The following is a 25,512-nucleotide window of genomic DNA, read 5'->3' as shown; positions in this document are numbered from 1 at the left end:
CCATGTTTACACGCAAAACCAAAAGCACGATCGACAGCCTGATCGGCATGTCCACCACCATCAAGGGCGATGTGGGTTTCAGGGGCGGCCTGCGCATCGATGGCAATATCAACGGCAACATCAATGCCGAGAGTGGCGAGCCCAGCGTGCTGGTGATCTCCGAGCATGCCAAGGTAGTCGGCGAGGTACGCGCGGCGCATCTCATCGTCAATGGCGAAATCGTGGGCGACGTGCATTCCTCCGAATTGCTGGAGCTGCAACCCAAGGCTCGCATTACCGGCAACGTCTTCTACAAGGCGCTGGAGATGCATGGCGGCGCGCTGGTTTCCGGCAAGCTCAGCCATGACCAGGCAGTGGATACTCCGGTGCTCAAGCTGGCTGCATCGTCGGAAGCATGAAAATCCGCAAGCGCTTATAATGGCTTTATCGATCTAGTGTATTGATCCGCCTCAAGCCCAGCAGGAGCCCGAAATGAATGCCGTAGCCGAACTGCAACAAACCGATATCCCCGCCCCGATCAACTTCAGCGACAGCGCCGCCGCCAAGGTGGCACAGCTGATCGAAGAAGAAGGCAATCCCGACCTGAAGCTGCGCGTTTTCGTGCAGGGTGGCGGTTGCTCGGGTTTCCAGTACGGTTTCACCTTCGATGAAATCGTCAACGAAGACGACACCACGATGAGCAAGAACGGCGTCCAGCTGTTGATCGATTCGATGAGCTACCAGTATCTGGTCGGCGCTGAGATCGACTACAAGGACGACCTGGAAGGCGCGCAATTTGTCATCAAGAACCCGAATGCCACGACCACTTGCGGTTGCGGCTCGTCGTTCTCGGTCTAAGCGCCGCAAGTTCCCCCGACCTCAGGTCGAGGGGCTCAAAAAAAGGACGCCGCGGCGTCCTTTTTTCATTGCCTCTTTCGCCAATCGCGCGACGGGCGATCTGTCTGTCATTGCTCCAGCATCCCGGCTCAACCCAGCTCTGCAAACGCCTTGGCGGCCGCAGCAATGGTTTCCTCGATAATGGCATCGCTGTGTTGTGCCGAGACGAAGCCGGCTTCAAATGCCGAGGGCGCAAAGTAGATACCGGCGTCCAGCATCTTGTGGAAGAAGCGGTTGAAGCGCTCCTTGTCACCCTGCATCACCTCGGCATAGCTGGCCGGCACCTTCGCATCGAAGTACAGGCCGAACATGCCGCCCACCGCGTCCGCAGAGAACGTCACCCCGGCCGCGCCGGCTGCTGCCACCAGGCCGTCAGCGAGCTTGCGGGTCTGGATGGTCAGGTGCTTGTAGAAGTCCGGCTGCTGGATGATCTTCAGCGTCGCCATCCCTGCAGCCACGGTCACCGGATTGCCTGACAGGGTACCAGCCTGGTAGACGCCACCCAGCGGGGCCAGGTGTTTCATCACCTCAGCGCGACCGCCGAAGGCCGCAACCGGCAGACCACCGCCAATGACCTTGCCCAGTGCGGTCAGGTCGGGAACGATACCGTTCAACTCCTGGGCGCCACCGCGCGCCACGCGGAAGCCCGACATCACCTCGTCGAAGATCAGGATGGCACCGTACTGCGTGCACAGGCGGCGCATGGTCTGGAGGAATTCATCGCTGGCACGCACCAGATTCATGTTGCCGGCCACCGGCTCCACGATCACGCAGGCGATGTCGTTGCCGGACGCCTTGAAGGCCTCTTCCAACTGGGCCGCGTTGTTGTAGTCCAGCACCAGCGTGTGCTTGGCGAAATCTTCCGGCACCCCGGCCGAGGTCGGATTGCCGAAGGTCAGCAGGCCGCTGCCAGCCTTTACCAGCAGCGAATCCGCATGGCCGTGGTAGCAGCCTTCGAACTTGATGATCTTGTCGCGCCCGGTCGCACCGCGGGCCAGGCGCAGCGCGCTCATGGTCGCCTCGGTTCCGGAGGACACCAGGCGGATCTGTTCGATGGATGGGACCAGCTTGATGATTTCCTCGGCCATCTCGATTTCGGCCTCGGTGGGTGCACCGAAGGACAGTCCGCGCGCGGCCGCCTGCTGCACTGCCTTGACCACTTCCGGATGGGCGTGGCCGACGATGGCCGGTCCCCAGGAGCCGATGTAGTCGATGTAGCGCTTGCCTTCGGCGTCCCAGAACCACGGCCCTTCGGCCCGTTCGATGAAGCGCGGAGTGCCGCCTACCGAGCGGAAGGCGCGTACCGGGGAATTGACGCCGCCCGGCGTGCTTTGTTGGGCGCGGGCGAAGAGCGAGGCATTGGTCTTGGTCATGAGCGTGCGAAGGATGAAATCCTGGGATCAGTTCAGTTGATGGAGGGAGGCGCGTCCGGATCTTCAGATTCGCGCGCCCAGAAATAACGGTCCGGCATCAGTTTGCCCATGCCGATGCGCTGGGCATTGGCCAGTGCGGCCAGCGTGAATTCCTGCGCCTCGGAGGCCGCCAGTGGCACCTCCAGGCCATTGGCCAGCATCGCCGTCAGTGCCGCCGACAGGGTCGTGCCGGCGCCGACGAACGACCCCGGCAGGCGCGGCCAGGCGTCCTGGCGCACCAGACCGGATTCATCGAAGAGGGAGTTGGCCACCTCCTGCAGATCGGTCTGGGTATTGGTCACCAACAGGTACTCGCAACCCATCTCGATGATGCGCATGGCGTCCAGCATCAGGGCATCGCCGGTCACCGGCTCGCGCCAGGTCTCGGCCAGCCGGGTCAGTTCGCCGGCCGATGCGACCATCACGGTAGCTTGCGGGATCAGCAGTTCGCGGATGGCAATGAGGCGGTCGTCCTCGTCTTCCTGGTTGGCCAGGGCGCTGATGAACGGGTCCAGGATCAGCGGCACGTCGGGATAATCGGAGACGATTTCGGCGATCACCGAGATATTCTCGATGCTGCCCAGCGCGCCGACCTTGAAGGCCGCCACGGCCATGTCTTCCAGGATCACGCGAGCCTGGTCGGCGACCCAGTCGACATCGACCACCTGCACATCTTCGACACGGGCGGTGTCGCCGATCAGCAAGGCCGTCACGACGGACAAACCGTGGCAACCCATGGCGGCGTAGGTGGCGAGATCCGCCTGGACGCCGGTGGCGCCGACCGGATCGGCGGCGCCGAAGCTCAGGATGAGGGGGGGAGTTTGGTTTTGCACGTCTAGTAGATTAAGATAGCTGACTTAGCATTTTACTTGATTGATTTTAGGGATAGTCAGCCGTGACGAATAGCAGCCAAACCGAATTCAAAACCTGGATGTGCCTGATCTGTGGTTGGATCTACGACGAAGAAGCAGGCCTGCCGGAAGAAGGCATCGCCCCAGGCACCCGCTGGGACGATGTGCCCATCAACTGGACCTGCCCGGAATGCGGCGCCCGCAAGGAAGATTTCGAGATGGTCGCAATCTGATTGCAGCACCTGGCCGCACCCCGCGGCGCCGAGCTGCGCCCATCCGCCTTTGATGCCCCGGATAGCCGGATAGTATGTCCTCCAGAGCGTCCCCGCCTATTGCGGGGACGCCTCCTTCCCCCACTTTTTCTTGCCATGCGGGATTTGATGTAGGTCAAATTCCCTATCCGTGGCTTTTTCCCGTCACTTTGTTGTGCTGTCTGGTCGAATAAGTTTGCCGCATGGAAATTCTTCGGGATTTTCTAGGTAAAATCGAGCCCTGTACCAGCACTGTCCCGCTTACCGGATGATGGGCGCCCAGACGCCCGCGCCGTTTGCACCAGGCACTCCCCAGAAAGGCTTGCACCTTGGGCCAGCCGCCAACGGCGGTCAGCTCAGGCCATCCGGTGGCATCGGCACGCATCCGATGCGCGGTGCATTTCTCCTATCGCTCCGAGAGGCTGGTATGCCACACACCAAGGATTTCGTCATCGACGCACAACACGCGTGTCCGCCGCAGGATCGGTGGGGTCGCGAGGGACTGGAGCAGTTCCAGGCCTCGCTGCTCTCTCGCATGGCTGCCTCCAACCACGAAAGTCTGCATACGCGGCGACTGGCGGTGGCCATGGAGGGCCAGCGCTGCCTGGTACCGCTGACCCAGGCCGGTGAAATCGTCCCCTTGGTCGGGCATGCCATCACCCCTGTGCCGGCGACACGGCCCTGGTTTCGCGGTCTGCTCAACATTCGCGGCAACCTGATCGGTCTGGCCGACCTGATGGGGTTGGCAGGAGCGCCGTTACAGCGGGTCGGCACAGCCAGTCATGCCTTGTTACTGGCTCCGGGGGTTGCGCCACAGTGCGGCTTGCTGGTATCGGCCGTCCTGGGGCTGAGAGACATATCAGAAATGGTGAGAATCTCGAAAAATGACGATGAAGGAATTCGTATTCTTGGTGCAAACCAACGTTATAAAGACAGCAGCGGCCAACAATGGGACGAGCTGGACCTGGTGCAAATGAGTCAGGACAGCAGTTTCCTGGAGGTAGGGCGGTAGACCGCCCTCCCGAGAAGACCGTGGGCCGGCCACGCCGGCCTTCAATTACCACCGCATCATCACAAGACCCACACAATAGGGGTAGGAACACCGGTCATGGAACCGACCTTGCCGTATCTGTCGAATAAAGCCGCGCCGGTTGCGATCGCGTCCGAAACTGCAAGTCGGGCCGATCCGGGCATCGCCGTCGGCACAGCAGCTGTCGGCCTTCGCCTGCCTTATCTGCACCGCTATACCTTGCGCACGCAGACGCGCATGTTGCTGGGCGTGCTGGCCTTGTCGCTGACAGCCTTATTTCTGTTCATGTGGCTGGGCGCGCGACTGTACGTGCTGGCTACCCTGCAGACCAACCTCGCATCCGACCTGGTGATGCATTCCCAGCGCATCGGCAAAGCCGTACCCAACGCCATCCAGGGTAATCCGCAGGCCTTCATCCAGTTGGCCCAGAGTCGCACCGAGTTCAATCGTGATCTGCTGCTGCTGAGCAGCGGCGGCAGCTTCCAGGGCCAGACCATCGGCCTGCCCGATGCCCGCATGAAGCCTGCACTGGAAAACGTGGCGCGCATGTGGCGACGTACCGATCAGGCCGCCGATACCATCCTGGGCATGGAAAAGGAGCTCACCGGATTCGGTACCACCCTCAAGCACCTCAACCAGCTGCTTCCGGTGATGCTGGACCTGAGCGAGCAGATCGCCATGCTGCAATCGGAAGGACGGCCTACCACCCGCGAGATGAATGCCGCCAGCCAGCTGGTCATGCTGACGCTGCGCCTGGGTCGCAGTTCCAATGAATTTCTCACCTCCGACGGCGTCAATCCTGAAACCGCCTTCATGCTGGGCAAGGACATCACGGCCTTTGGCGATCTTTTGAAGAGTCTGCTGGAAGGCAGTGAAATGCTGCGCCTGCGGCCGGCCACCGACCCCGACCTGCGCGAGAAGCTGCAGGAACTGGCCAGGGTATTTGCCGACTACCAGCCGGAGATCGCCGGCATCCTCGGCAACCTGCAGAATTTCATCGCTGCCAAGCGTTCCGAGCAACTGGTCTTCGTCGAGAACGAGACCCTCAAGCGCCACCTCACCGAGCTGCAGGATGCCTACCGCAACGCCTTGAAGGCGAGGTCCTGGACCTTCTGGGCGATCCTGGTGGCGATGATCGCTGCCTTGCTCAGCGCCGTGGGCATCGCCCTGGTACAGCTGCAGAGCAGCCGCAACAATGCCGCCGCCGCCGAGGCCCGGCGCCAGGAAGCCGAGTTGCAGCGCCAGCTGGCCCAGCAGGAGGAAGAAAAGGCCATGCGCGCCAACCACCTGACCCAGGCCGCCATCCTGCGCCTGATGACCGAACTGCAAAAGGTCGCCGACGGCGACCTGACGGTACACACCACCGTCTCCGACGACGTCACCGGCGCCATCGCCGACTCCGTCAACTACACCGTGGAAGCCCTGCGTGGCCTGGTGGAACAGGTCACCCAGATGGCCGCCAAGGTGGCGCTCAGTTCCGAGCAGGTGCGTGGTACCACGACCGAACTGGGCGAGGCCGCCCGCGCCCAGGCGCGTCGTATCCAGCGCATTGCCCATGCCATGCTGGAGATGTCCAGGCAGATCGCCGGCATCTCGCTGTCGGCCGATGAATCGGCCGATGTGGCCCGGCATGCGGTGGTGGTGGCCGAGCGCGGTGCGCGCGCGGTGGAAGACGCGGTCAAGGCCATGGATGGCATCCGCGAGCAGATCAGCGAGACCTCCGACCGCATCGCCCGCCTGGGTGCCTCTTCCCAGATGATCGGTGAAATCACCGATTTGATTTCCGACATCACCGAGCGCACCAATGTGTTGGCGCTGAATGCTGCCATCCAGGCGGCTTCGGCCGGCGAAGCCGGGCGCGGCTTCTCGGTGGTGGCCGAAGAGGTGCAACATCTGGCCGAACGTTCCAGTGCCGCCACGCGCGAGATCGGCTCGCTGGTGCGCATGATCCAGGCCGATACCCGCGACGTGGTGGTGGCCATGGAAAAATCCACCAGCGGCGTCACCGAAGGTGCGGTGCTGTCCGACGCTGCCGGCAGCGCCCTGGCCGACATCCGCAGCGTTTCCAAGAAGCTGGCGGACCTGATCCAGGGCATGGCCGCGGCCACCCGGGAGCAGGCGGTCTCGGCCAATGGCGTGGCCCAGCAGATCCAGGGCATCCTGACCGAGAACGATGTCATCGAACAAAGCCGCGAACAGGTTTCCACCCTGTACGAAGAATTGTGGGACGCCGCCCGCAAGCTGGAAAACTCGGTCTCGCGCTTCCGCGTGACCGTCTCCTGAGCGAGGCACGGTCCTCATGCAACTCGATTCCGCATCCGCCGCCGCGCTCTCTGCGGGCGAAGATTCCCTGGGTCCGGCGTCCGGCCGCATCAATGCATCGCTGCGCCAGACCCTGCTGCCGCTGGTGACGATCGTCCGACAGCAGGATGGCGTCTGGCGCAGTTGTCTCGGCAAAGGGCATGCCGGTGCCGTGCCGCCCTTGTATCGCCGGACCCTGCTGACCTTGCGCGACTGTGCACGCAGCGTCGGCGCTGTGCATCTGGCCGATATCGCCAGTCAGCTCATCATGCTGCTGGAACAGCACACACCCGATTCGCCATTGGCACCGCCCAGATTGCTTCAGATCGAACAAGGTCTGGACCAGCTGGCGCGCCTGCTGGAAAGCCCAGGTTCGCCAGCAGTGCTTACTCTTCCGGGCAGCGAAGCGCCCCGACCGATCATGGGCAACGTCATGACGCCGCACGACGTGATTGATCCCGGTCTGCTGCCCGTCTTTCTGGAGGAGGCGCAGGAGCTCATGGCCAGCATCGGTGAGACCATGCTGGCGCTGCCCCCTGGCCACAGGCATACCCCTGCCGACACGGACCTGCTGGCCGAACTGGCGCGTCCGCTGCATACCCTTAAAGGCAGCGCCCGCATGGTCGGCGCGATGCGGTTGAGCCAGTGCGTGCACGAGATGGAGAGCGCGCTGCAGCGCCTGCAGACCGGCGAGGTAGCCCAGAATGCCGACGTATTGACCGCGCTGCTGGCGCTCTACGACCAGACCATGGAGCACTTCAGCAACCTGGAGCAGGCCGCCGCCTCGGTCCCGGCCGCAAGCCGATCTGGTGGCCTGCAGTCCCCCCTGCAGCCCCCCTCGCAGCCGCATTTCCGGGCAGCACCCGTGCTGCGCATCCGTACCACTGTGCTGGACCGCTTGCTCAATCAGGTCGGCGAAGTCTCGATCATGCGCGCCCGGCTGGACAATGAAGTGGCAGCCCTGCAGGACGATGTGCGCATACTGGGCGATCAATTGCGCACCCTGGCCGATCAGGTCAGGCAATTGCAGCGGCACACTGGCGCCGGTCCGGTCGTAGCGCACGAGCTGCAGGCTGCGACCCATGCCATGGATGCCGTGCTGGCGCAGGCATGGCGGCAGCAAAAGCATCTGCACGATGGCGTCGGCCGCGCCTGCGAAGGTCTGCGCCAGCAGGGACGCTATGCCCGCGAACTGCAGCAGGACCTGATGCACGCGCGCATGATCAAATTCAACAGCATGGAGTCCCGTCTGCAGCATCTGGCACGCCAGCTGGCCGCCGAGACCGGCAAGCCGCTGGTGCTGGACCTGTCCGACTGCCGGTTGCAGATCGACCGCGCCATCCTGGAGCGCCTGATGGGCCCGCTGGAGCACCTGCTGCGCAATTGCGCCGTCCACGGCATCGAGGACACCGCTGCCCGCCGCGCGGCCGGCAAGCCGCCTTCCGGTCAACTGCGCGTGCAGGCCGGTCATGAAGGCAACGAAGCCGTCATCCGCGTGAGCGACGACGGGCGTGGCCTGGACCTGGTCGCCATTCGTGGCAAGGCCCGCCAGCGTGGCCTACAGGCTGCCCAGGACGCTAGCGAAGCCGGGCTGGCCGAGCTGATCTTCGAGCCTGGTTTCACCACCTCGACGCAGGTGTCGGCGCTGGCCGGGCGTGGCATCGGCATGGATGTGGCGCGGGCTGAAGTAGCGGCCCTGGGCGGACGCATGACCGTGCATTCACGACCCGGGCAGGGCGTGCTGTTTACCCTCTATCTGCCGCTGTCGCTGGCCGTGCAACAGGTCTGCCTGCTGCAGCAGGGCCGGCAGCAGTACGCCATTCCCTCCACCCTGATCGACAGCGTATTGCAACTGCGCAGCGAACAGGCGCGCCAGGCCCTGGAGCAGCGTGTGCTGGAGGTCAATGGACGGCGCCTGGCCTTGTATCCGCTGCATCACCTGCTGCGGGAACAACTGGAGCCGGAGCAAGATGCCGACCTTGAAGGCGAGGCCGAGGCCGCCGATCAGGCCGACACCGACTCCGCCTTTGCGCTACTGATCAAGAGCGGTGACGAACTGATGGTGATCATGGCCGATCACGTCAACGGCAATCGTGAGGTGGTCGTCAAACCAGTCGGCCCGCAACTGGCGACCCTGGCCGGCCTGGTGGGCGCCACCGTGCTGGGGGATGGGCAGATCGTCCTGATCCTCAACCCGTTGCTGCTGGCCGGCTCGCGCCATGCCGATAGCAGCGTGGTCACGCCGGGCGTACAATAACGGGCTTTGGGCGGCCTGCCGGCGCGCCCTTGCACTTCGCCCGAGGCCCGTCATCGACTCCACACTCGTTTCCATTCTCCTGGCCACCACCCTGGCCGGCGTGGTCAGCATCACCGCTGCCGCGGTGTTCTCGTTTGCCTTGCTGTCGAAGATGGTGGAGCGTCTGGTCAGCCTGTCGGTGGGCATCATGCTCTCGACCTCGCTGTTGCACGCACTGCCCGAAGCCTTTGAATCCCAGGCGGAACCGCATACCCTCTTCGCGGTGCTGCTGGGCGGCCTGCTGGCCTTCTTCCTGCTGGAAAAGACCGCCATCCTGCGCCACTCGCACCATCACGAGGATGACGGACACGGTCACCACCACGGCCACGACAAGAAGGAAGCCGGCAAGGCCGGCTGGATGATCCTGGTGGGCGACGGCCTGCACAATTTCACCGACGGCATCCTCATCGCCGCCGCTTTCCTGGCCGATCCGCACCTTGGCCTGGTGACCGGGCTGGCCATCATCGCTCATGAGATTCCGCAAGAGATCGGCGACTTCATCGTGCTGCTCAATGCCGGTTTCTCGCGTACCCGCGCCTATGTGTACAACCTCATCTGCAGCCTCATGGCAGTGGCCGGCGGCACGCTGGGCTATTTCATGCTGGAGCGGGGGATGGAGTGGATTCCCTTCGTGCTGGTGTTCGCTTCGTCGGGCTTCATCTACATCGCCGTTTCCGACCTGATGCCGCAGATGCAGCGCCGCGCCACGTTGCGCGAGACCATTCCGCAGGTGATCCTGATTGCCGCCGGGGTACTGATCGTGCTGGCACTGACGCGCCACGCGCACGGTCACTGAGCACATCCGGTGCCTGGCCGTGGTGGAGATGATCCTCGCCATGATCGCCCCGGCTGTGTAGCATCCAGCGCAGGCCGATGCTGCAGACCAGTCCCAGCAGGCCGACGAACAACAGCAGGTCTTGGAGCATGATCCATCCTTTCATGGCAGTGGTGCGCCCGGCTGGCGGCACCTGACTGGGGACGCCTTGCCGGAAGCAGAGGATGGCTTCAATGTAGGTGGACGACGCGCACAGCGCCAATATCAAATCAGCCGGCGTGCCATCTCAATTTGATATGGCCGACCGTAGAGGGAGGAGAGGGCAGATGATTTCCATCCGGCAGTTGCGCTACTTCGTCGAGATCGTCGAGGCGCGAGGCTATACCCGGGCTTCCGAGCGCCTGTTCATCGCGCAATCGGCCCTGAGCCGGCAGATCAAGGAACTGGAAGCCGACCTCGACGTGGTCCTGCTCAAGCGCGATGCCAAGGCCTTCGAACTGACCCAGGCCGGCCAGGACTTCTATGCGCGCAGCCGCAGGATACTGCTTGATCTGGATCGCGCCGTGGCCCAAGCCCGCACCATCGGCAAGGGCGAGCATGGCGCACTGCGCCTGCTGCATTCCAGTTCGGTACCCTTGACCGCGCCCCTGGGGCCCACGCTCAATGATGTGCTGAAGGATTTCCCCGGGATTTCGCTGGAAATTTCCCAGACCCCGTCCGAATACCAGGCCCGCGAGATCGTCGAAGGCAGTGCCGATATCGGACTGGCACGGTTGCCCATCTTGCGCGCCAATCCCGATCTGGAGAGTACCGTGCTGTACCGCGAGCGCCTGGTGGCAGCGGTGCCGGCCGGACATCGGCTGGCGCAGCGCGCCGAAGTAGAGATTGCAGAATTGCGGGATGAATTCTTCGTCACCGTCCCGCATCGGGACCGTGGGGGACTGAGCTACCTGGTGGCTGAGCGCTGCATCGCGCATGGCTTCTATCCCCGCGTGGCACGGGCAACCTCGCGCAAGAATTCCCTGCTCAGTCTGGTCAATGCCGGTTTCGGCATCGCTGTGGTACCACAGAGTATGGCCAGTATTTCCTTGTCGGCCGGGGTCAGTTTCCCGGCCCTCACGGATGCCGATTTTCACTCGGAAGTCGCCTTGCTGCGCCGACGCGATGCGCCGGTGATGGTGCAGCAATTCGTGGAGACCTTCATGTCCCGTCTGCAGCAGACGGGACTGGGGGGCTAGTGGGCCTGGCCGGACTGGCAGCCCCGGACCCGGCCTGAGCGGCCGGGTGGGAATCAGTTGCCGGTCGCGACCGGTCGCTGAGGATCGGAGCTCCATTCGCTCCACGAGCCGGGATAGAGGCTCGCTCCCGAAAGGCCAGCTACCTCCAGCGCCAGCAGGTTGTGGCAGGCGGTGACGCCCGAGCCGCACTGCATGACCGCGGCCTGCGGATCGCCGATCACCGCCAGCCATTCTTCGCGCAATTGCGTCGCGCTCTTGAAGTGGCCATCGGCTTGCAGGTTGTCCTTGAAGAAGCGGTTCTTCGCGCCCGGGATGTGTCCGCCGACGGCGTCCAGCGTTTCGTTCTCGCCACGGAAGCGGTCCGGCGCGCGCGCGTCCACCACCTGCAATGACGGATTGCGCAGGTTCTCCAGCAGCGCCTGGGCATCCACCGTCGGCACCAGCGACGACAGATCCTGGATATTGCCCGCCGCAGCCGGTGGCGGCACTTCGGTGCTGAGGTTCTCACCCAGCGCCTGCCAGGCGGCCATGCCGCCATCGAGTACCGCTACGTCGCTGTGACCGATCCAGCGCAGCAGCCACCAGAGGCGTGCGGCGAACATGCCGCCGTGGGCGTCGTAGGCCACCACTTGTGTGTCGTTGTTGATGCCCAGATCACGCATGGCCTGCACGAATTGCTGGCGATCCGGCAGCGGATGGCGACCATGGAAGCGGCCTGTCGCATCGGTCTTGGGGCCGGACAGCAGCTCATCCAGATGCGCGAAACGGGCCACCGGGAGATGACCGGCGGCGTAGGCCTGGCGGCCGAAATCCGGATTGGCGAGGTCATGGCGGCAATCGACGAGCACCAGGTTCAGGTATTGCGCACGCGCCTTCAGGTCGCTGGCGCTGATGAGGGTTTGGTAGGTCATGGCTTTCTCCTTTAATCGTAGGCGGCGGATGTGGCGATGCTTACACCTCGGTCGCGATCGGGTCCACCTTGGGCAGGTTCTTGGCGGCCGTCTGGCTCTTGCGCTGGTTGCGATAGGTCGCCAGCATGCCGCTGGCCAGAATGATGACCATGCCGACCCAGCCCATCCAGCCCGGCGAATCGTTCCAGATCAGTACGCCGAACAGGCTGGAAAACACGATGCCCGTGTACTGCAGGTTGGCGGTCACCAGCGTATTGCCGAGCCGGTAGGCCCGCGTCATGGCGATCTGCGCCAGCGTGGCCGTCAAGCCTATCATGACCACCAGCAGTACGCCGGTGCCGGAATGGCTGTGCCATAGCGGCACACGACCGGTGACGACGCTGCCGACCAGTCCCGCCAGCACGCCCGTGGCAGAGAAGTAGAACACCACGCGGTACTCCGGTTCCCCCAGCAGCCCCAGCTTGCGCACCTGCAGGTAGACCAGCGCCGAGAGCACTCCCGAGACCAGCGAGATGACGCCGCCCAGCAACTGGTCGGCATTGAGGGAAGGGCGCATCAGCAGCGCCACACCGACGAAGCTCAGCGCAACCGTGCCGGCCAGACCCCATTCGAACTTCTTGTTGCCCTGCCACCAGCCGGCCACGAACAGCATCACCGCGATCCAGATGGAGGACATGTAGTTCAGCGTGGTGGCTGTCGCAATCGGTAACAGGCTGAAGGAGTAGAACCACATCCACAGCGAGATCACGCCGATGCCGCCACGGATCAGGTGGTCGCGCGGGAAGGGCGTGCGCAGGGTGCCGCCGTGCAGGCGGATCAGGCCGAAGATGAAGATCACCCCGATCAGTCCGCGACAGAGCACGATCTCGGAGGTCGAGTAGTAGTTGCTGGCGAGCTTGACGCACACGCCCATGATGGCAAAGAGGAATGAAGCGACGAGCATCCAGAGCGATTGCATGGCGGTGACGGATCAGTAGGAGAAGTGGAGGGGAGTGACTGAAACAAGAACAGGCGCACAACGACGGCCAGCAATAAAAAAGGCAGCCCCGGAATGAACCGGGGCTGCCGTTGTGCTGGTGCCGATGACCGTCGTCATGCGGGAGAGGGGGATACTGCTGCAGATGCTGGTGCCTGAGAGCTGGCGACAATGACGGCGCAGACTGCGTCCATCGTGTGCTTGCCGCTTCCCTTGCATCTGCTTTCCCCCTGCGCGGCCTGTGGCCGATGTTATGGTGTGCTGGTACCTTGCGGGACGTCCAGTTGCTGGCGATACCACTCATGGAAGTGCTGCATGCCATCCTCCATGGGCGACTGGTACGGACCGACTTCGCTGGTGCCGCGATCCATGAGTATACGACGACCGGCGTCCATGCGCTGGGCGATCTCGTCATCCTCGACGCAGGTCTCCATGTAGGCGGCCCGTTCGGCTTCCACCAGCTCGCGCTCGAACAGCGCGATTTCTTCCGGATAGTAGAACTCCACCACATTGGTGGTCTTCTGCGGGCCGGTCGGCCAGAGCGTGGACACCACCAGCACGTGCGGATACCACTCCACCATGATGTTGGGGTAGAGCGTGAGCCAGATGGCGCCGAACTTGGGTGGCTTGCCGTTGGAGAACTGCAGCAGCTTTTCCTGCCACTTGGCGTAGGTCGGCGAGCCGGACTTGATCAGGCCGTGGTTCACGCCCACGGTCTGGACGCTGTAGTCGCGGCCGAATTCCCACTTCAGGTCCGAGCAGCTCACGAAGTTGCCCAGGCCCGGATGGAAGGGCTCGACGTGGTAGTCCTCCAGGTAGACCTCGATGAAGGTCTTCCAGTTGTAGTCGCACTCGTGGACTTCGGTGTGGTCGTACAGGTAACCGGAGAAATCGAGGTCGCGGGTCACGCCCAGGTTTTTCAGCTTGTCGGCGATATCGACGCCGTTGGCCTCGAACAGCAGGCCATTCCAGCTCTGCAGCGGCGTCTTGGACAGGTTCATGCAAGGCGTCTCGCCAAAATGCGGCGCGCCGATCAGTTCACCCTTCAGGTCATAGGTCCAGCGATGCAGGGGGCAGACGATGTTGTTGGCATGGCCACGGCCATCAAGCATCTTGGCCTGGCGATGGCGGCAGACATTGGATACCAGTTCGATGCCTTGCGCATTGCGCACCAGCATGCGGCCTTCGTTTTCCCAGGGCAGCGTGGAATAGTCACCGGCATTGGGCACCATCAGCTCATGGCCGACGTAACGGGGTCCCTGCTGGAAGAGTTGTTTCAGTTCCCGCTGATAGAGCGGTTCGTCGAAGTAGACGTGGACTGGAAGTTGCGCGTTTGAACGCGCCAATTTGGCAAAAGTAGCAAGATCGGACATTTCCGCCCCCAAATTAATTTGCACCAACCTAAGGAAGAAAATCCGCAAAAACCTATGTTCAAATAATATGAAGAGGAAATTTTGGACAGAACCGAGGATTATGCCACAAAACCCCCATAAGGGGCCGGGTTTTGTGTCCAAAATGCCAGCATTTTGGACGAACTTACGCGACGGCCTCCAAAACCTTCGACAAATCCACGCCCTCGATTGACTTGGTCATCGCCGGTTTGTTCTAAAATACCGGGTTAGTTTTCTGAATGGGTCGATATGCCTAGAACCTCTGCCGCCTCCGGCGCTGCCGCGACCGCCGCCTTGCCGGCCTCCTTCGAACAAGCCATGGAAGAGCTGGAGCAGCTGGTGGCGCGGATGGAAGCTGGCGAACTGCCGCTGGAAGCCTCGGTGGCCGCCTACAAGCGTGGCTCGGAACTGGTCAAGTTCTGCGCGGCCCAACTGGAGAAGGTGGACAGCCAGGTCAAGCTGCTCGAAGGCGACATGCTCAAGCCCTTCCAGGCGACCGACGCGGGCAACGAGGACGATTGATGAATGCACCTATCACCGCCGCTGGCGCGCAGATGTCGCTGGCCTCGATGGCATTCGCGGACTGGATGAACCAGGTCCAGGTCGGCATGGAACACGTGCTGGACCGTTTCCTGGCACCGACCACGGTGGTGCCGGCGCGTCTGCACGAGGCCATGCGCTACACCGCCATGGATGGCGGCAAGCGCGTGCGGCCACTGCTGGTCTATGCCGCCGGTGATGTGTTCGATACGCCGCCAGCCCTGCTGGACCGGGCTGCGGCAGCAGTAGAGATGATTCACGTCTATTCGCTGGTGCATGACGACATGCCCTGCATGGATGACGATGCGCTGCGCCGTGGCAAGCCTACCGTGCATGTGAAATACGACGAAGCCACCGCGCTGCTGGTGGGCGACGCGTTGCAGGCACAGGCCTTCGAGACCTTGTCGGCGCCGCTGGAAGCTGAGCTGAAGACCGACGCCGACCTGCCGGCACGCCAGTTGCGCATGCTCAACCTGCTGGCCCAGGCCTCGGGCTCGGTAGGCATGTGCGGCGGCCAGGCCATCGACCTGGCCAGCGTGGGCATGACCCTGTCGCTGGCCGAGCTGGAGCAGATGCATCGCCTCAAGACCGGTGCCCTCTTGCGCGCAGCGGTGATGCTGGGCGCGCTGGGTGGCAAGGCGCTCACCCGGGACGAGAGCGCGGCGCTGGATGACTATGCGCGCGCCATCGGCCTGGCCTTCCAGGTGGTGGACGACATCCTCGACGCCACCGCCGATTCGGCCACGCTGGGCAAGACCGCCGGCAAGGACGCCGCCGACAACAAGCCGACCTATGTGTCCATCCTGGGCCTGGCCGAGTCGCAGGCGCTGGCCGAGCGACTGCGCGGCGATGCCCACCGGGCGCTCGCCCCGTTCGGCGACAAGGCGCGCCGCCTGCGCGAGCTGGCGGACCTGATCGTACACAGAAAGACCTGAGAGACGTAATCCAAGGCATGAAGACGGACCACGCGGCAACCTGCCAGGCGCGGCCTTCAGACCCCAACACGGTAACAACAGATGCTCCTGAACACCATCAATGACCCGGCCGACCTGCGCCGCCTGTCCCGTCACCAATTGAAGCCGCTGGCTGAAGAGTTGCGCGGCTTCCTGCTGGATTCGGTGTCCAAGACCGGCGGCCACCTGTCCTCCAACCTGGGCACGGTCGAGCTGACCATCGCGCTGCATTACGTCTTCAACACCCCGCAGGACCGCATCGTCTGGGACGTCGGCCACCAGACCTATCCGCACAAGATCCTCACCGGTCGTCGCGAACGCATGGGCAGCCTGCGCCAGCAGGAAGGCATCTCCGGCTTCCCGCGCCGCATCGAGAGCGAATACGACACCTTCGGCACCGCGCACTCCTCGACCTCCATTTCGGCCGCACTGGGCATGGCCCTGGCGGCCAAGACCCAGGGCTCGGACCGGCACGCCATTGCCGTCATCGGCGACGGCGCCATGACTGCCGGCATGGCCTTCGAAGCGCTCAACAATGCTGGCGTGCATGAAGACATCAACCTGCTGGTGATCCTCAACGACAACGACATGTCGATCTCGCCCCCGGTGGGCGCGCTGAACCGCTACCTGGCGCGCCTGATGTCCGGCAAGTTCTACGCCAAGGCCCGCGACGTGGGCAAGTCGGTGCTGCCCGGCCCGGTGCTGGAACTGGCCAAGCGCCTGGAAGAGCATGCCAAGGGCATGGTGGTGCCGGCGACCATGTTCGAGGAATTCGGTTTCAACTACATCGGCCCCATCGATGGTCACGACCTCGATTCGCTGGTCCCCACCCTGCAGAACCTGAAGCACCTCAAGGGGCCACAGTTCCTGCACGTAGTGACCAAGAAGGGCCAGGGCTACAAGCTGGCCGAGGCCGACCCGGTGCTCTACCACGGTCCCGGCAAGTTCAACCCCAGCGAAGGCATCAAGCCCAGCGCCGGCGGCAAGCTGACCTATACCCAGGTGTTCGGCGAATGGCTGTGCGACATGGGTGCGGCCGACGACAAGCTGGTCGGCATCACCCCGGCCATGCGTGAAGGCTCGGGCATGGTCGCTTTCGAAAAGAAATTCCCGGAACGCTACTACGACGTCGGCATCGCCGAGCAGCACGCCGTCACCTTCGCCGCTGGCATGGCTTGCGAGGGGATGAAGCCGGTGGTGGCGATCTACTCGACCTTCCTGCAGCGTGCCTACGACCAGTTGATCCACGACGTCGCGCTGCAGAACCTGGACGTCACCTTCGCCCTGGACCGTGCCGGCCTGGTCGGTGCCGACGGCGCCACGCATGCAGGCAACTACGACCTGGCGTTCCTGCGCTGTATTCCGAACATGGTGGTCATGGCCGCGGCAGACGAAGACGAATGCCGCAAGATGCTCTCCACCGCCTACCAGTACCCCGGCCCGGCCGCGGTGCGTTACCCGCGTGGTGCCGGCGTCGGCGCCAGCGTACAGAAGACACTGGACACCCTGCCGCTGGGCAAGGGCGAAATCCGCCGCCACGGCAAGGACATCGCCATCCTCGCCTTCGGCAGCCTGCTGGCCCCGGCCCTCGGTGCCGGCGACAAGCTCAATGCCACGGTCGCCAACATGCGCTTCATCAAGCCGCTGGACGTGGAACTGGTCCGGCAACTGGCCGAGAGCCATGACGCCCTGGTCACGGTGGAAGAGGGCTGCATCATGGGTGGCGCTGGTGCCGCCGTCTCGGAAGCGTTGGCCGCAGCCGGCATCAGCAAGCCCATCCTGCACCTGGGCCTGCCGGACCGCTTCATCGACCACGGCGATGCGGGCCAATTGCTGGCGCAATGCGGGCTGGATGCGGACGGCGTCGCCCAGTCCATCGTGCAACGTTTCGGCAAGGACCAGCCTAAGCTGGTAGTCAACAACGGCTGATTTCACCTTCCCGAAACCGGGGGGGCAGATAAAACGCCTCGCTGGAATTCTCCAGCGAGGCGTTTCGTTTCCTGCTTCTGTTAGTGGGGCAAACTAACGCTCCCGCCCCTTCTGCCACAACACATCCTGTCCGCCGGCCTCGCGGTTGAGCACCCGGGCCAGCACGAAACACAGGTCGGACAGCCGGTTCAGATATTGCCGGGCCGGCGCATTCACGCCCGACTCGGCCTTCTCCAGCAAGACCACGCTGCGCTCGGCGCGCCGGCATACCGTGCGGCAGACATGCGCCAGCGCGGCGGTACGCGAGCCACCCGGCAGGATGAATTCCTTCAGCGGCGGCAGTGTGGCGTTGTATTTCTCCAGCAGGGCGTCCAGCCGCGCCAGGTGGGCCTCGGCCAGCACCGTGTAACCGGGGATGCAGAGTTCGCCGCCTAGGTCGAACAGGTCGTGCTGTATCGAGACCAGTTCCTCCCGCAAGGCGTCCGGCAGGGTCTCGCACAACAGCAGGCCCAGCTGCGAATTGAGTTCATCCACATCGCCCAGCGCCTGGATGCGCAGGCTGTCCTTGCCCACGCGGCTGCCATCGCCCAGGCCGGTGCTGCCGTCATCTCCGGTGCGGGTGGCGATCTTGCTAAGTCGGTTGCCCATCGTTGCTCCTTGATAATGCGCGCCAGCTTAAGCGCAAGCCCGATGCAAGGCAAGCGTCCCGCCGGATGCGAGAGGACGCGCCAGCGACGCAAGAATCACGTAAATAATTCACTTGATTTGCCCGCCTTGCCGCGACGGCATGGGAGATTTGCCCGATCTCCCGCCCGCAAGAGAGTAAAATTCATCGATTGGATCAGTGGTCAGTCCACTGCAGCGGCCGGGGTGGCTACTGCAACGGCCCTGCATCCTCCCCCAACAAGACCTAGAACAACGACCGAGACACAAGACTCCAGAGAGAAACCGAGAAATCGCATGAACCATCTAGTTGACGCCCGCAAACTGAAACGCCCCGTACCGCAGGCCTTGCTCGACGAGCTCAAGACCCTCTTCGGTGAGCGTTGCTCCACCACCCTGGCCATGCGCGAGCATCACGGCCGTGACGAATCCTCCTACGATCCCATGCTGCCCGACGCCGTCGTGTTCGCCCACAGCACCGAGGAAGTCGCCGCCTTCGTCAAGCTCTGCAGCCAGTACGACACCCCCATCATCCCCTACGGTGCCGGTACCTCGCTGGAAGGCCACGTGCTGGCCCTGCAGGGCGGTGTGACGGTGGACCTGTCGCAGATGAACCGGGTGCTCGCAGTCAACGGCGAAGACCTGACCGCCACCGTCCAGGCCGGCGTCACCCGCAAGCAACTGAACCTGGAGATCAAGGACACGGGCCTGTTCTTCCCCATCGACCCGGGAGCCGACGCCTCGCTGGGCGGGATGGCCTCGACCCGTGCGTCCGGCACCAATGCCGTGCGCTACGGCACCATGAAGGAAAACACCCTGACCCTGACCGTGGTCACGGCCCAGGGCGAGATCATCAAGACCGGCACCCGTGCCAAGAAATCCTCGGCCGGCTACGATCTGACCCGCGTCTATGTCGGCAGCGAAGGCACGCTGGGCATCATCACCGAAGTCACCGTGCGCCTCTATCCGCAGCCCGAGGCCATTTCTGCCGCCATCTGCTCCTTCCCCAGCGTGGCCGATGCGGTCAATACGGTGATCCAGACCATCCAGATGGGCGTGCCGCTGGCGCGCGTGGAGTTGCTCGATGAAAACGGCGTGCGCGCCATCAATGCCCACGACAAGCTGACCCTGCCGGTCAACCCGCTGCTGCTGTTCGAATTCCACGGCAGCGAGAATGGCGTCAAGGAACAGGCCGAGCTGGTACAGGACCTCGCCAACGAAAATCACGCCCTGGGCTTCGAATGGGCCACCCGCCCGGAAGATCGCACCCGCCTGTGGACCGCCCGTCACAACGCCTATTTCGCGCTGCTGCAACTGCGCCCGGGTGCGCGCGCCATCTCCACCGACTGCTGCGTACCGATCTCGCGCCTGGCCGAATGCGTGCTGGCCACCAAGGCCGACTGCGAAGAGCAGGGGCTGATCCACGCCATCATCGGTCACGTCGGCGACGGCAATTTCCACGTGCAGATGATGGTGGACCCCAATGATCCGGCCGACATCGCCCGCGCCGAAGGCGTCAATGAACGCATGGTCGCGCGCGCCCTGTCCATGGACGGCACCTGCACCGGCGAGCATGGGGTGGGCCTGCACAAGATGGACTTCCTGATCCAGGAGCACGGCGACGGCGCCATCGCCGTCATGCGCGCCATCAAGCACGCGCTGGACCCGAAGAACATCATGAACCCGGGCAAGATCCTGCGCTGGGAACAGTAAACCTTGGATCAAGTATCTTGCTTGCCGTTGACTTCATCGGCCGGCCGTTCGGACTGAGTAGCGGCATTGCCGCGTATCGAAGGGGCGCCGTCAGTACGTCTTCGATACGGCCCAGAGGGCCTACTCAGTCCGAACGGTAGTTTTTTGATGTTGACGACAGTAGCGCAGTTTTGTCAGCGCTGATTTGTTGGTTTTCAGCAGTTTGTTAGTTGAACAAAGAGCAGGGCGTTTTTGCATGCCCTTCGCTAAAGCAGCAGGAATCCATCACCCATGGCCACCCGCCTACCGCCCGTCCATGCCTTGTCCGCCTTCGAAGCGGCAGCCCGTCATAACTCCTTCGCCATCGCGGCCGAGGAGCTTTGCATCACGCCATCGGCACTGTCGCACCGTATCCGCCTGCTGGAAGAATTTGTCGGCGAGCGCCTGTTCTATCGCGATGGCCGCTCCATCGGGCTCTCCGAATTCGGTCGCCGCTATCTCGACGTGGTGCGCTCGGCGCTGCGCACGCTGACCGATTTCCCCATGCCGCACCGCAATGCCGCCGTGCAACCCAAGATCAAGGTGATGCTGCCGCCGACCTTCGCGCGCCACCTGCTCATGCCGCGCATCGCCGACTTCACCCAGCGCCATCCGGAGATCGTGGTGGAGCTGTATCTCTCGGTGCCGCTGTACGACCTGTCGCTGTCGGAAAGCGATGTCGAGATCCGCTTTGGCGCCGGCAACTATCCCAACATCATCACCGAAAAGCTGTTCGAGGAACCGGCCTTCGCCGTGGCCAGCCCTGGCTACCTGAAGACCCTGCCGCCGATGAAGTCGCCCGCCGACCTGCAGCATGCGACCCTGCTGCGCTCGGCGCTGGAGCCCTGGCAGCCGTGGTTCGAGGCCGCCGGTCTCAAGGACTGGGTGGAACCTTCCGCCGGCCTGCGCGTGGACGACCTCGGCCTGCTGCTCGAAGCGGTGCGCCATGGCTACGGCGTCGGCCTGACCCGCCAGCATTTCGCCGAAGAACTGCTGGCGCGGGGCGAGATCGTCGAATTGTTCGACGTACGCCTGCGCACCCCGCCGCATGCCTACTACGTGGTCTATGAGCGCGCCGTGCGCGAACGGCCCGAAGTCGATACCTTCATCAGCTGGATGCAGAACGCCTTCCGCAACATCTGAGCCCGCACCAGATGCCTGCGTCAGCACCGGCCGCCCTGAAAATAATTCACGGCGGCCGGAAATTCTTTTCAGTGGCCCAGTGGGCAACATCGCCCCGTGCGGCGCGGCAAAATTCGTTACACTTGTCGGACTGAAAAAGCCCGACCCATGCGGGCTGACAACAAACGAGACAGCGTGCGCCGTGCCGCCGGACGCAAAGAGGGACGTCCACACCCACACGCCTGCCTAGCCCAACGCCGAGGTCCAGCATGAATGCTCCCGTCCAACCGTCCTTCGCGCCGGCGCGCCAGCGCGAAGTCGTCGATGCCCTGCGCCGGGTCCTGCCTGGCCACTGCGTGCTGTTCGACGAGGAAGACACCCGCCCCTACGAATGCGACGGCCTGGCCGCTTACCGCCAGCTGCCGATGGTAGTGGTATTGCCCGAGACCGAGGCCCAGGTGGTAGCCATCATGCAGACCTGCCACGCGCTGCAGGTGCAGATCGTCCCGCGTGGCGCCGGCACCGGCCTGTCGGGCGGGGCCATGCCGATTGCCGACGGGGTCGTGGTCTCCACCGCCAAGTTCAACAAGATCATCAAGCTGGACAAGTATTCGCGCACCGCCGTGGTTCAACCGGGCGTGCGCAACCTGGCCATCTCGGAAGCGGCCGCGCCGCATGGTCTCTATTACGCGCCGGACCCGTCTTCGCAGATTGCTTGCACCATTGGCGGCAACGTGGCCGAGAATTCCGGCGGCGTGCACTGCCTCAAATATGGCCTCACGGTACACAACGTCCTGCGCGTGCGCATGGTCACCATCGAGGGCGACGTCGTGGAACTGGGCAGTGGCGCGCTGGACGCCCCGGGCCTTGACCTGCTGGCGGTGTTCATCGGTTCCGAAGGCATGCTGGGCGTGGTCACGGAGGTGACCGTCAAGCTCGTGCCCAAGCCGCAGGCCGCGCGGGTGATCATGGCGTCCTTCGATGACGTGGTGAAGGGCGGCAATGCAGTCGCCAACGTGATCGCCGCCGGCATCATCCCGGCCGGCCTGGAGATGATGGACAAGACCAGCTCTCGCATGGTGGAACCCTTCGTCAAGGCCGGTTACGACATCGACGCCGAAGCCATCCTCCTGTGCGAGTCCGATGGCACCGTGGAAGAGGTGGAAGAAGAGATCGGCCGCATGACTGCCGTGCTCAATGCCAGCGGTGCTACCGCCATCGCCTGCTCGGCCTCGGAAGCGGAGCGCCTGCGCTTCTGGTCCGGTCGCAAGAACGCTTTCCCGGCCGCCGGCCGCATCTCGCCCGACTACTACTGCATGGATGGCACCATCCCGCGCAAGAAACTGGCGCAGGTGCTGCTGGGCATCGCCGAGATGGAAAAGAAGTACGGCCTGCGCTGTGCCAACGTGTTCCACGCGGGCGACGGCAACCTGCATCCGCTGATCCTGTTCGATGCCAACCTGGCCGATGAATTCGACCGCGCCGAACTGTTCGGTGCCGAGATCCTGGAGCTGTGCGTGGAAGTCGGTGGCACCATCACCGGCGAACACGGCGTGGGCATCGAGAAGATCAACTCCATGTGCGTGCAGTTCTCGCCCGCCGAGCGCGAGGCCTTCTTCAAGTTGAAGCGCGCCTTCGACACTGCCTTCCTGCTCAATCCGGACAAGGCCATTCCCACCCTGCATCGCTGTGCCGAGTACGGCAAGATGCACGTGCAGCGCGGCCAGCTGCGCTTCCCCGACCTGCCGAGATTCTGATCATGCAAGAGCACGCCCAACCCGACTTCGATGCCGTGCTGGCATCCTTCCGTGAACGCATCCTCTCCGGCCGCGCCTTGCAGATTCGCGGCGGCGGCACCAAGGAATGGTATGGGCAGGTGCCAAGCGGCGACCTGCTCGATACCCGGCCCTACAGCGGCATCATCGATTACGAACCGACCGAACTGGTCATCACCGCACGCTGCGGCACGCCGCTCTCCGAGATCGACGCCGCCCTGGCCGAGCACAACCAGATGCTGGCCTGGGAGCCACCGCGATTCGGCGGCGCGGCCACCGTCGGCGGCATGGTGGCAGCCGGACTTTCCGGTCCCTCGCGCGCGGCAGCCGGTGCGGTACGCGACTTTGTGCTGGGCGCGGTATTGATGGACGCCCAGGGTGAGCAACTGCATTTCGGTGGCCAGGTCATGAAGAACGTCGCCGGCTATGACATCTCGCGCCTGCTGGCGGGCTCGCTGGGCACGCTGGGCCTGATCCTGCAGGTCTCGCTGAAGGTCTTGCCGCGCCCCTTCGCCAGCAGCACCCGGGTGTTCGAGATCAACCAGGAAGGCGCTCTGCGCCTGTTGAACCAGAGCGCCGGCCAGCCGCTGCCGCTGGTGGCCAGCGCCTGGGTCGGCAATGTGCTGACCCTGCGTCTGGCGGGTGCGCAGGCTGCGGTGGATTCAGCGATCAAGAAGCTGGGTGGCACCGAATTGAGCAATCCGGACGATTACTGGACCGACCTGCGCGAGCAGACCCATCCCTTCTTCGCCCAGCCCGAAGCGCCGCTGTGGCGCCTGTCGGTGCCGTCGGTGGCGCCACCGATCGACCTGCCGGGTAACCAGCTGATCGAGTGGGGCGGGGCGCAGCGCTGGTTGCGCCCGCAAGGCAATGTGGATGCGGTCGCCATTCGCGCCGCCGCCCTGGCGGTGGGCGGGCATGCCAGCCTGCATCGCGGGGGCGACAAGGCCATCGGTGTATTCCATCCGCTGCAACCGGCGGTGGAAAAGATCCATCGCAAGCTCAAGCAGCAATTCGACCCACGCGGCATCTTCAATCCCGGCCGCCTGTACGCCAGCCTGTAAGCGAACTACTTAGCCAGCGACCCTCCATGCAGACCAACTTAGCCGATTTCATCCGCAACACCCAGGCCGGCGAGGAAGCCGACAGCATCCTGCGTTCCTGCGTGCATTGCGGTTTCTGTACCGCCACCTGTCCCACCTACCAGTTGCTGGGCGATGAACTGGACGGCCCGCGTGGTCGCATCTATCTCATCAAGCGGGTGCTGGAAGGCAAGCCCGCCACTGCCGCCACGCAGTCGCACCTGGACCGCTGCCTGACCTGCCGCAACTGCGAATCCACCTGTCCGTCCGGCGTGCAGTATGGTCGCCTGGTCGATATCGGTCGCAGGGTGGTGGAGCAGCAGGTACCACGCCCCCTGTCACAGCGCGTGATGCGCACCGCCTTGAAGGAGCTGGTGCCGCGCAAGTGGATTTTCCGTCCCGCCATGAAAGCTGGCCAACTGGTGCGCCCGCTGTTGCCCAAGCTGCTGCAGAACAAGGTGCCGCTGCCGCAGGATGCCGGCACCTGGCCCACGCGCACCCATGCGCGCCAGATGCTCTACCTCGAAGGCTGCGTGCAGCCCTCGATGGCGCCCAACATCAACAGCGCCACCGCCCGCGTGCTCGATGCCCTCGGCGTGCAGTTGTTCGCGCCCCCCAAGGCCGGCTGCTGCGGCGCCATCCGCTATCACATGAATGACCAGGACGGCGGCCTGGACGACATGCGTCGCAACATCGACGCCTGGTGGCCCTACATCGAAGGCCGGGATGGCATCCGGGCCGATACCATCGTCATGAATGCCTCCGGTTGCGGCGTCACCGTCAAGGAATACGGCCATCTGCTGCAGCACGATCCTGTCTATGCCGAAAAGGCGCGCCGCATCTCGCACATGACCCGCGACATCAGCGAAATCCTGCCCGAGTTCGAAGACCAGTTGAAACACCGGCTCAAGGACTTCAACGGCAAGCGCGTGGCCTACCACCCGCCCTGCACCCTGCAGCATGGCCAGAAGATACGCGGCAAGGTCGAGACCATCCTGCGCGCGGCCGGGGTGGATGTGCAGTTGTGCGCCGACAGTCATCTCTGCTGCGGGTCGGCCGGCACCTATTCGATCCTGCAACCGGAGCTCTCCTACCGCCTGCGCGATGACAAGATCGGCAAGCTCCAGGCCACCGATCCCGACATGATCGTCACAGGCAATATCGGCTGCGTCACCCATCTGCAATCCGGCACCGAGACCCCGGTACGGCACTGGATCGAATTGCTGGACGCCGCGCTGGTGGCGGTTTCCTGACGATTTGCTGACGGCTTGCTGAGGCATCGCCGGCCGCCCCCGGATGCCCTGCAAGTTGCTCTGAGAACAACCCAAGCCCCGCTCTGCGGGGCTTTTTTGTGGCCATTTTGATCATGACCTGGGCAATTTGACCCCATTTATCCAAACCGGCTTGAC

22 protein-coding genes are annotated in these 25,512 nt (G+C 63.8%); 16 read left to right on the top strand and 6 right to left on the bottom strand.

Annotated elements, in window-relative coordinates:
• The first annotated feature begins 2 nt into the window (after positions 1 to 2).
• A complete protein-coding gene (locus tag BTM36_RS00305) occupies positions 3 to 398 on the top strand; it encodes a polymer-forming cytoskeletal protein (protein ID WP_006461971.1) in 396 nt (131 codons plus the stop codon).
• 73 nt (positions 399 to 471) lie between these two features.
• Positions 472 to 837 carry an iron-sulfur cluster insertion protein ErpA gene (gene erpA / locus BTM36_RS00300; protein WP_077234788.1) on the top strand — a complete coding sequence of 122 codons (366 nt, stop codon included), beginning with the start codon at positions 472 to 474 and terminating at the stop codon, positions 835 to 837.
• Between the two features lie 128 nt (positions 838 to 965).
• Here erpA and hemL read toward each other — a convergent pair whose 3' ends face one another.
• Together hemL and BTM36_RS00290 are read right to left on the bottom strand one after the other, a co-directional pair.
• On the bottom strand, positions 966 to 2,249 hold the full coding sequence (gene hemL / locus BTM36_RS00295; RefSeq protein WP_077234787.1) for a glutamate-1-semialdehyde 2,1-aminomutase: 1,284 nt from the start codon (positions 2,247 to 2,249) through the stop codon (positions 966 to 968).
• A 32-nt stretch (positions 2,250 to 2,281) separates the two neighbouring features.
• Positions 2,282 to 3,121: a hydroxymethylpyrimidine/phosphomethylpyrimidine kinase gene (locus tag BTM36_RS00290; RefSeq protein WP_006461974.1), complete on the bottom strand. Its 840-nt coding sequence runs from the start codon at positions 3,119 to 3,121 to the stop codon at positions 2,282 to 2,284.
• Between the two features lie 98 nt (positions 3,122 to 3,219).
• On the opposite strand from BTM36_RS00290, the gene BTM36_RS00285 reads away from it, so the two are divergent.
• The 6 genes from BTM36_RS00285 to BTM36_RS00260 all read left to right on the top strand — a co-directional run bounded on the left by BTM36_RS00285 (position 3,220) and on the right by BTM36_RS00260 (position 11,030).
• The gene (locus tag BTM36_RS00285) at positions 3,220 to 3,372 is read left to right on the top strand and encodes a rubredoxin (RefSeq protein ID WP_006461975.1); all 153 of its coding nucleotides are present in this window, start codon (positions 3,220 to 3,222) and stop codon (positions 3,370 to 3,372) included.
• 445 nt (positions 3,373 to 3,817) lie between these two features.
• Entirely contained in the window at positions 3,818 to 4,402 is a 585-nt protein-coding gene (locus tag BTM36_RS00280) for a chemotaxis protein CheW (RefSeq protein WP_077234809.1), read from the top strand.
• A 96-nt stretch (positions 4,403 to 4,498) separates the two neighbouring features.
• Complete coding sequence (locus tag BTM36_RS00275; protein WP_077234786.1) at positions 4,499 to 6,703, top strand: methyl-accepting chemotaxis protein; 2,205 nt, start codon at positions 4,499 to 4,501, stop codon at positions 6,701 to 6,703.
• 16 nt (positions 6,704 to 6,719) lie between these two features.
• Positions 6,720 to 8,978: a chemotaxis protein CheA gene (locus tag BTM36_RS00270; RefSeq protein ID WP_077234785.1), complete on the top strand. Its 2,259-nt coding sequence runs from the start codon at positions 6,720 to 6,722 to the stop codon at positions 8,976 to 8,978.
• Positions 8,979 to 9,051: 73 nt separating this feature from the next.
• A complete protein-coding gene (locus BTM36_RS00265) occupies positions 9,052 to 9,813 on the top strand; it encodes a ZIP family metal transporter (RefSeq protein ID WP_077234808.1) in 762 nt (253 codons plus the stop codon).
• A gap of 305 nt (positions 9,814 to 10,118) precedes the next feature.
• Positions 10,119 to 11,030, top strand: coding sequence for a LysR family transcriptional regulator (locus BTM36_RS00260; RefSeq protein ID WP_077234784.1), 912 nt, complete (start codon positions 10,119 to 10,121; stop codon positions 11,028 to 11,030).
• 53 nt (positions 11,031 to 11,083) lie between these two features.
• On the opposite strand, the gene BTM36_RS00255 is transcribed toward BTM36_RS00260, so the two are convergent.
• The 3 genes from BTM36_RS00255 to BTM36_RS00245 all read right to left on the bottom strand — a co-directional run bounded on the left by BTM36_RS00255 (position 11,084) and on the right by BTM36_RS00245 (position 14,290).
• Complete coding sequence (locus BTM36_RS00255) at positions 11,084 to 11,941, bottom strand: sulfurtransferase (protein ID WP_077234783.1); 858 nt, start codon at positions 11,939 to 11,941, stop codon at positions 11,084 to 11,086.
• Positions 11,942 to 11,981: 40 nt separating this feature from the next.
• Positions 11,982 to 12,899: a DMT family transporter gene (locus BTM36_RS00250; protein ID WP_077234782.1), complete on the bottom strand. Its 918-nt coding sequence runs from the start codon at positions 12,897 to 12,899 to the stop codon at positions 11,982 to 11,984.
• A 269-nt stretch (positions 12,900 to 13,168) separates the two neighbouring features.
• Positions 13,169 to 14,290, bottom strand: a complete 1,122-nt coding sequence (locus tag BTM36_RS00245; protein WP_039874324.1) for an aromatic ring-hydroxylating dioxygenase subunit alpha — start codon at positions 14,288 to 14,290, stop codon at positions 13,169 to 13,171.
• Between the two features lie 267 nt (positions 14,291 to 14,557).
• Between BTM36_RS00245 and BTM36_RS00240 the strand changes: the two genes are divergently transcribed.
• From BTM36_RS00240 to dxs, 3 genes are all read left to right on the top strand, one after another.
• Positions 14,558 to 14,830, top strand: coding sequence for an exodeoxyribonuclease VII small subunit (locus BTM36_RS00240; RefSeq protein ID WP_077234781.1), 273 nt, complete (start codon positions 14,558 to 14,560; stop codon positions 14,828 to 14,830).
• Positions 14,830 to 15,783, top strand: coding sequence for a polyprenyl synthetase family protein (locus tag BTM36_RS00235; RefSeq protein WP_077234780.1), 954 nt, complete (start codon positions 14,830 to 14,832; stop codon positions 15,781 to 15,783). Before BTM36_RS00240 ends, BTM36_RS00235 begins: the two co-directional genes overlap by 1 nt.
• An 81-nt stretch (positions 15,784 to 15,864) precedes the next feature.
• A complete protein-coding gene (gene dxs, locus BTM36_RS00230; protein ID WP_077234779.1) occupies positions 15,865 to 17,730 on the top strand; it encodes a 1-deoxy-D-xylulose-5-phosphate synthase in 1,866 nt (621 codons plus the stop codon).
• A gap of 93 nt (positions 17,731 to 17,823) precedes the next feature.
• Here the strand turns inward: dxs and BTM36_RS00225 are convergent, their stop codons facing one another.
• Entirely contained in the window at positions 17,824 to 18,378 is a 555-nt protein-coding gene (locus BTM36_RS00225) for a cob(I)yrinic acid a,c-diamide adenosyltransferase (RefSeq protein ID WP_077234778.1), read from the bottom strand.
• 312 nt (positions 18,379 to 18,690) lie between these two features.
• Between BTM36_RS00225 and BTM36_RS00220 the strand changes: the two genes are divergently transcribed.
• The 5 genes from BTM36_RS00220 to glcF all read left to right on the top strand — a co-directional run bounded on the left by BTM36_RS00220 (position 18,691) and on the right by glcF (position 25,356).
• Entirely contained in the window at positions 18,691 to 20,106 is a 1,416-nt protein-coding gene (locus BTM36_RS00220; protein ID WP_077234777.1) for an FAD-binding oxidoreductase, read from the top strand.
• Positions 20,107 to 20,376: 270 nt separating this feature from the next.
• The gene (locus BTM36_RS00215; protein WP_006461989.1) at positions 20,377 to 21,267 is read left to right on the top strand and encodes a LysR substrate-binding domain-containing protein; all 891 of its coding nucleotides are present in this window, start codon (positions 20,377 to 20,379) and stop codon (positions 21,265 to 21,267) included.
• Positions 21,268 to 21,515: 248 nt separating this feature from the next.
• Positions 21,516 to 23,003: an FAD-linked oxidase C-terminal domain-containing protein gene (locus BTM36_RS00210; protein ID WP_077234776.1), complete on the top strand. Its 1,488-nt coding sequence runs from the start codon at positions 21,516 to 21,518 to the stop codon at positions 23,001 to 23,003.
• A 2-nt stretch (positions 23,004 to 23,005) separates the two neighbouring features.
• Positions 23,006 to 24,085, top strand: a complete 1,080-nt coding sequence (gene glcE / locus BTM36_RS00205; RefSeq protein WP_077234775.1) for a glycolate oxidase subunit GlcE — start codon at positions 23,006 to 23,008, stop codon at positions 24,083 to 24,085.
• A gap of 26 nt (positions 24,086 to 24,111) precedes the next feature.
• Positions 24,112 to 25,356 carry a glycolate oxidase subunit GlcF gene (glcF, locus tag BTM36_RS00200; RefSeq protein WP_077234774.1) on the top strand — a complete coding sequence of 415 codons (1,245 nt, stop codon included), beginning with the start codon at positions 24,112 to 24,114 and terminating at the stop codon, positions 25,354 to 25,356.
• Positions 25,357 to 25,512: the final 156 nt, after the last annotated feature.

It is taken from the genome of Herbaspirillum sp. VT-16-41 (assembly GCF_001994935.1).
Lineage (GTDB): Bacteria > Pseudomonadota > Gammaproteobacteria > Burkholderiales > Burkholderiaceae_D > Herbaspirillum > Herbaspirillum frisingense.
This window is presented reverse-complemented; position numbering and strand designations above follow the sequence as displayed.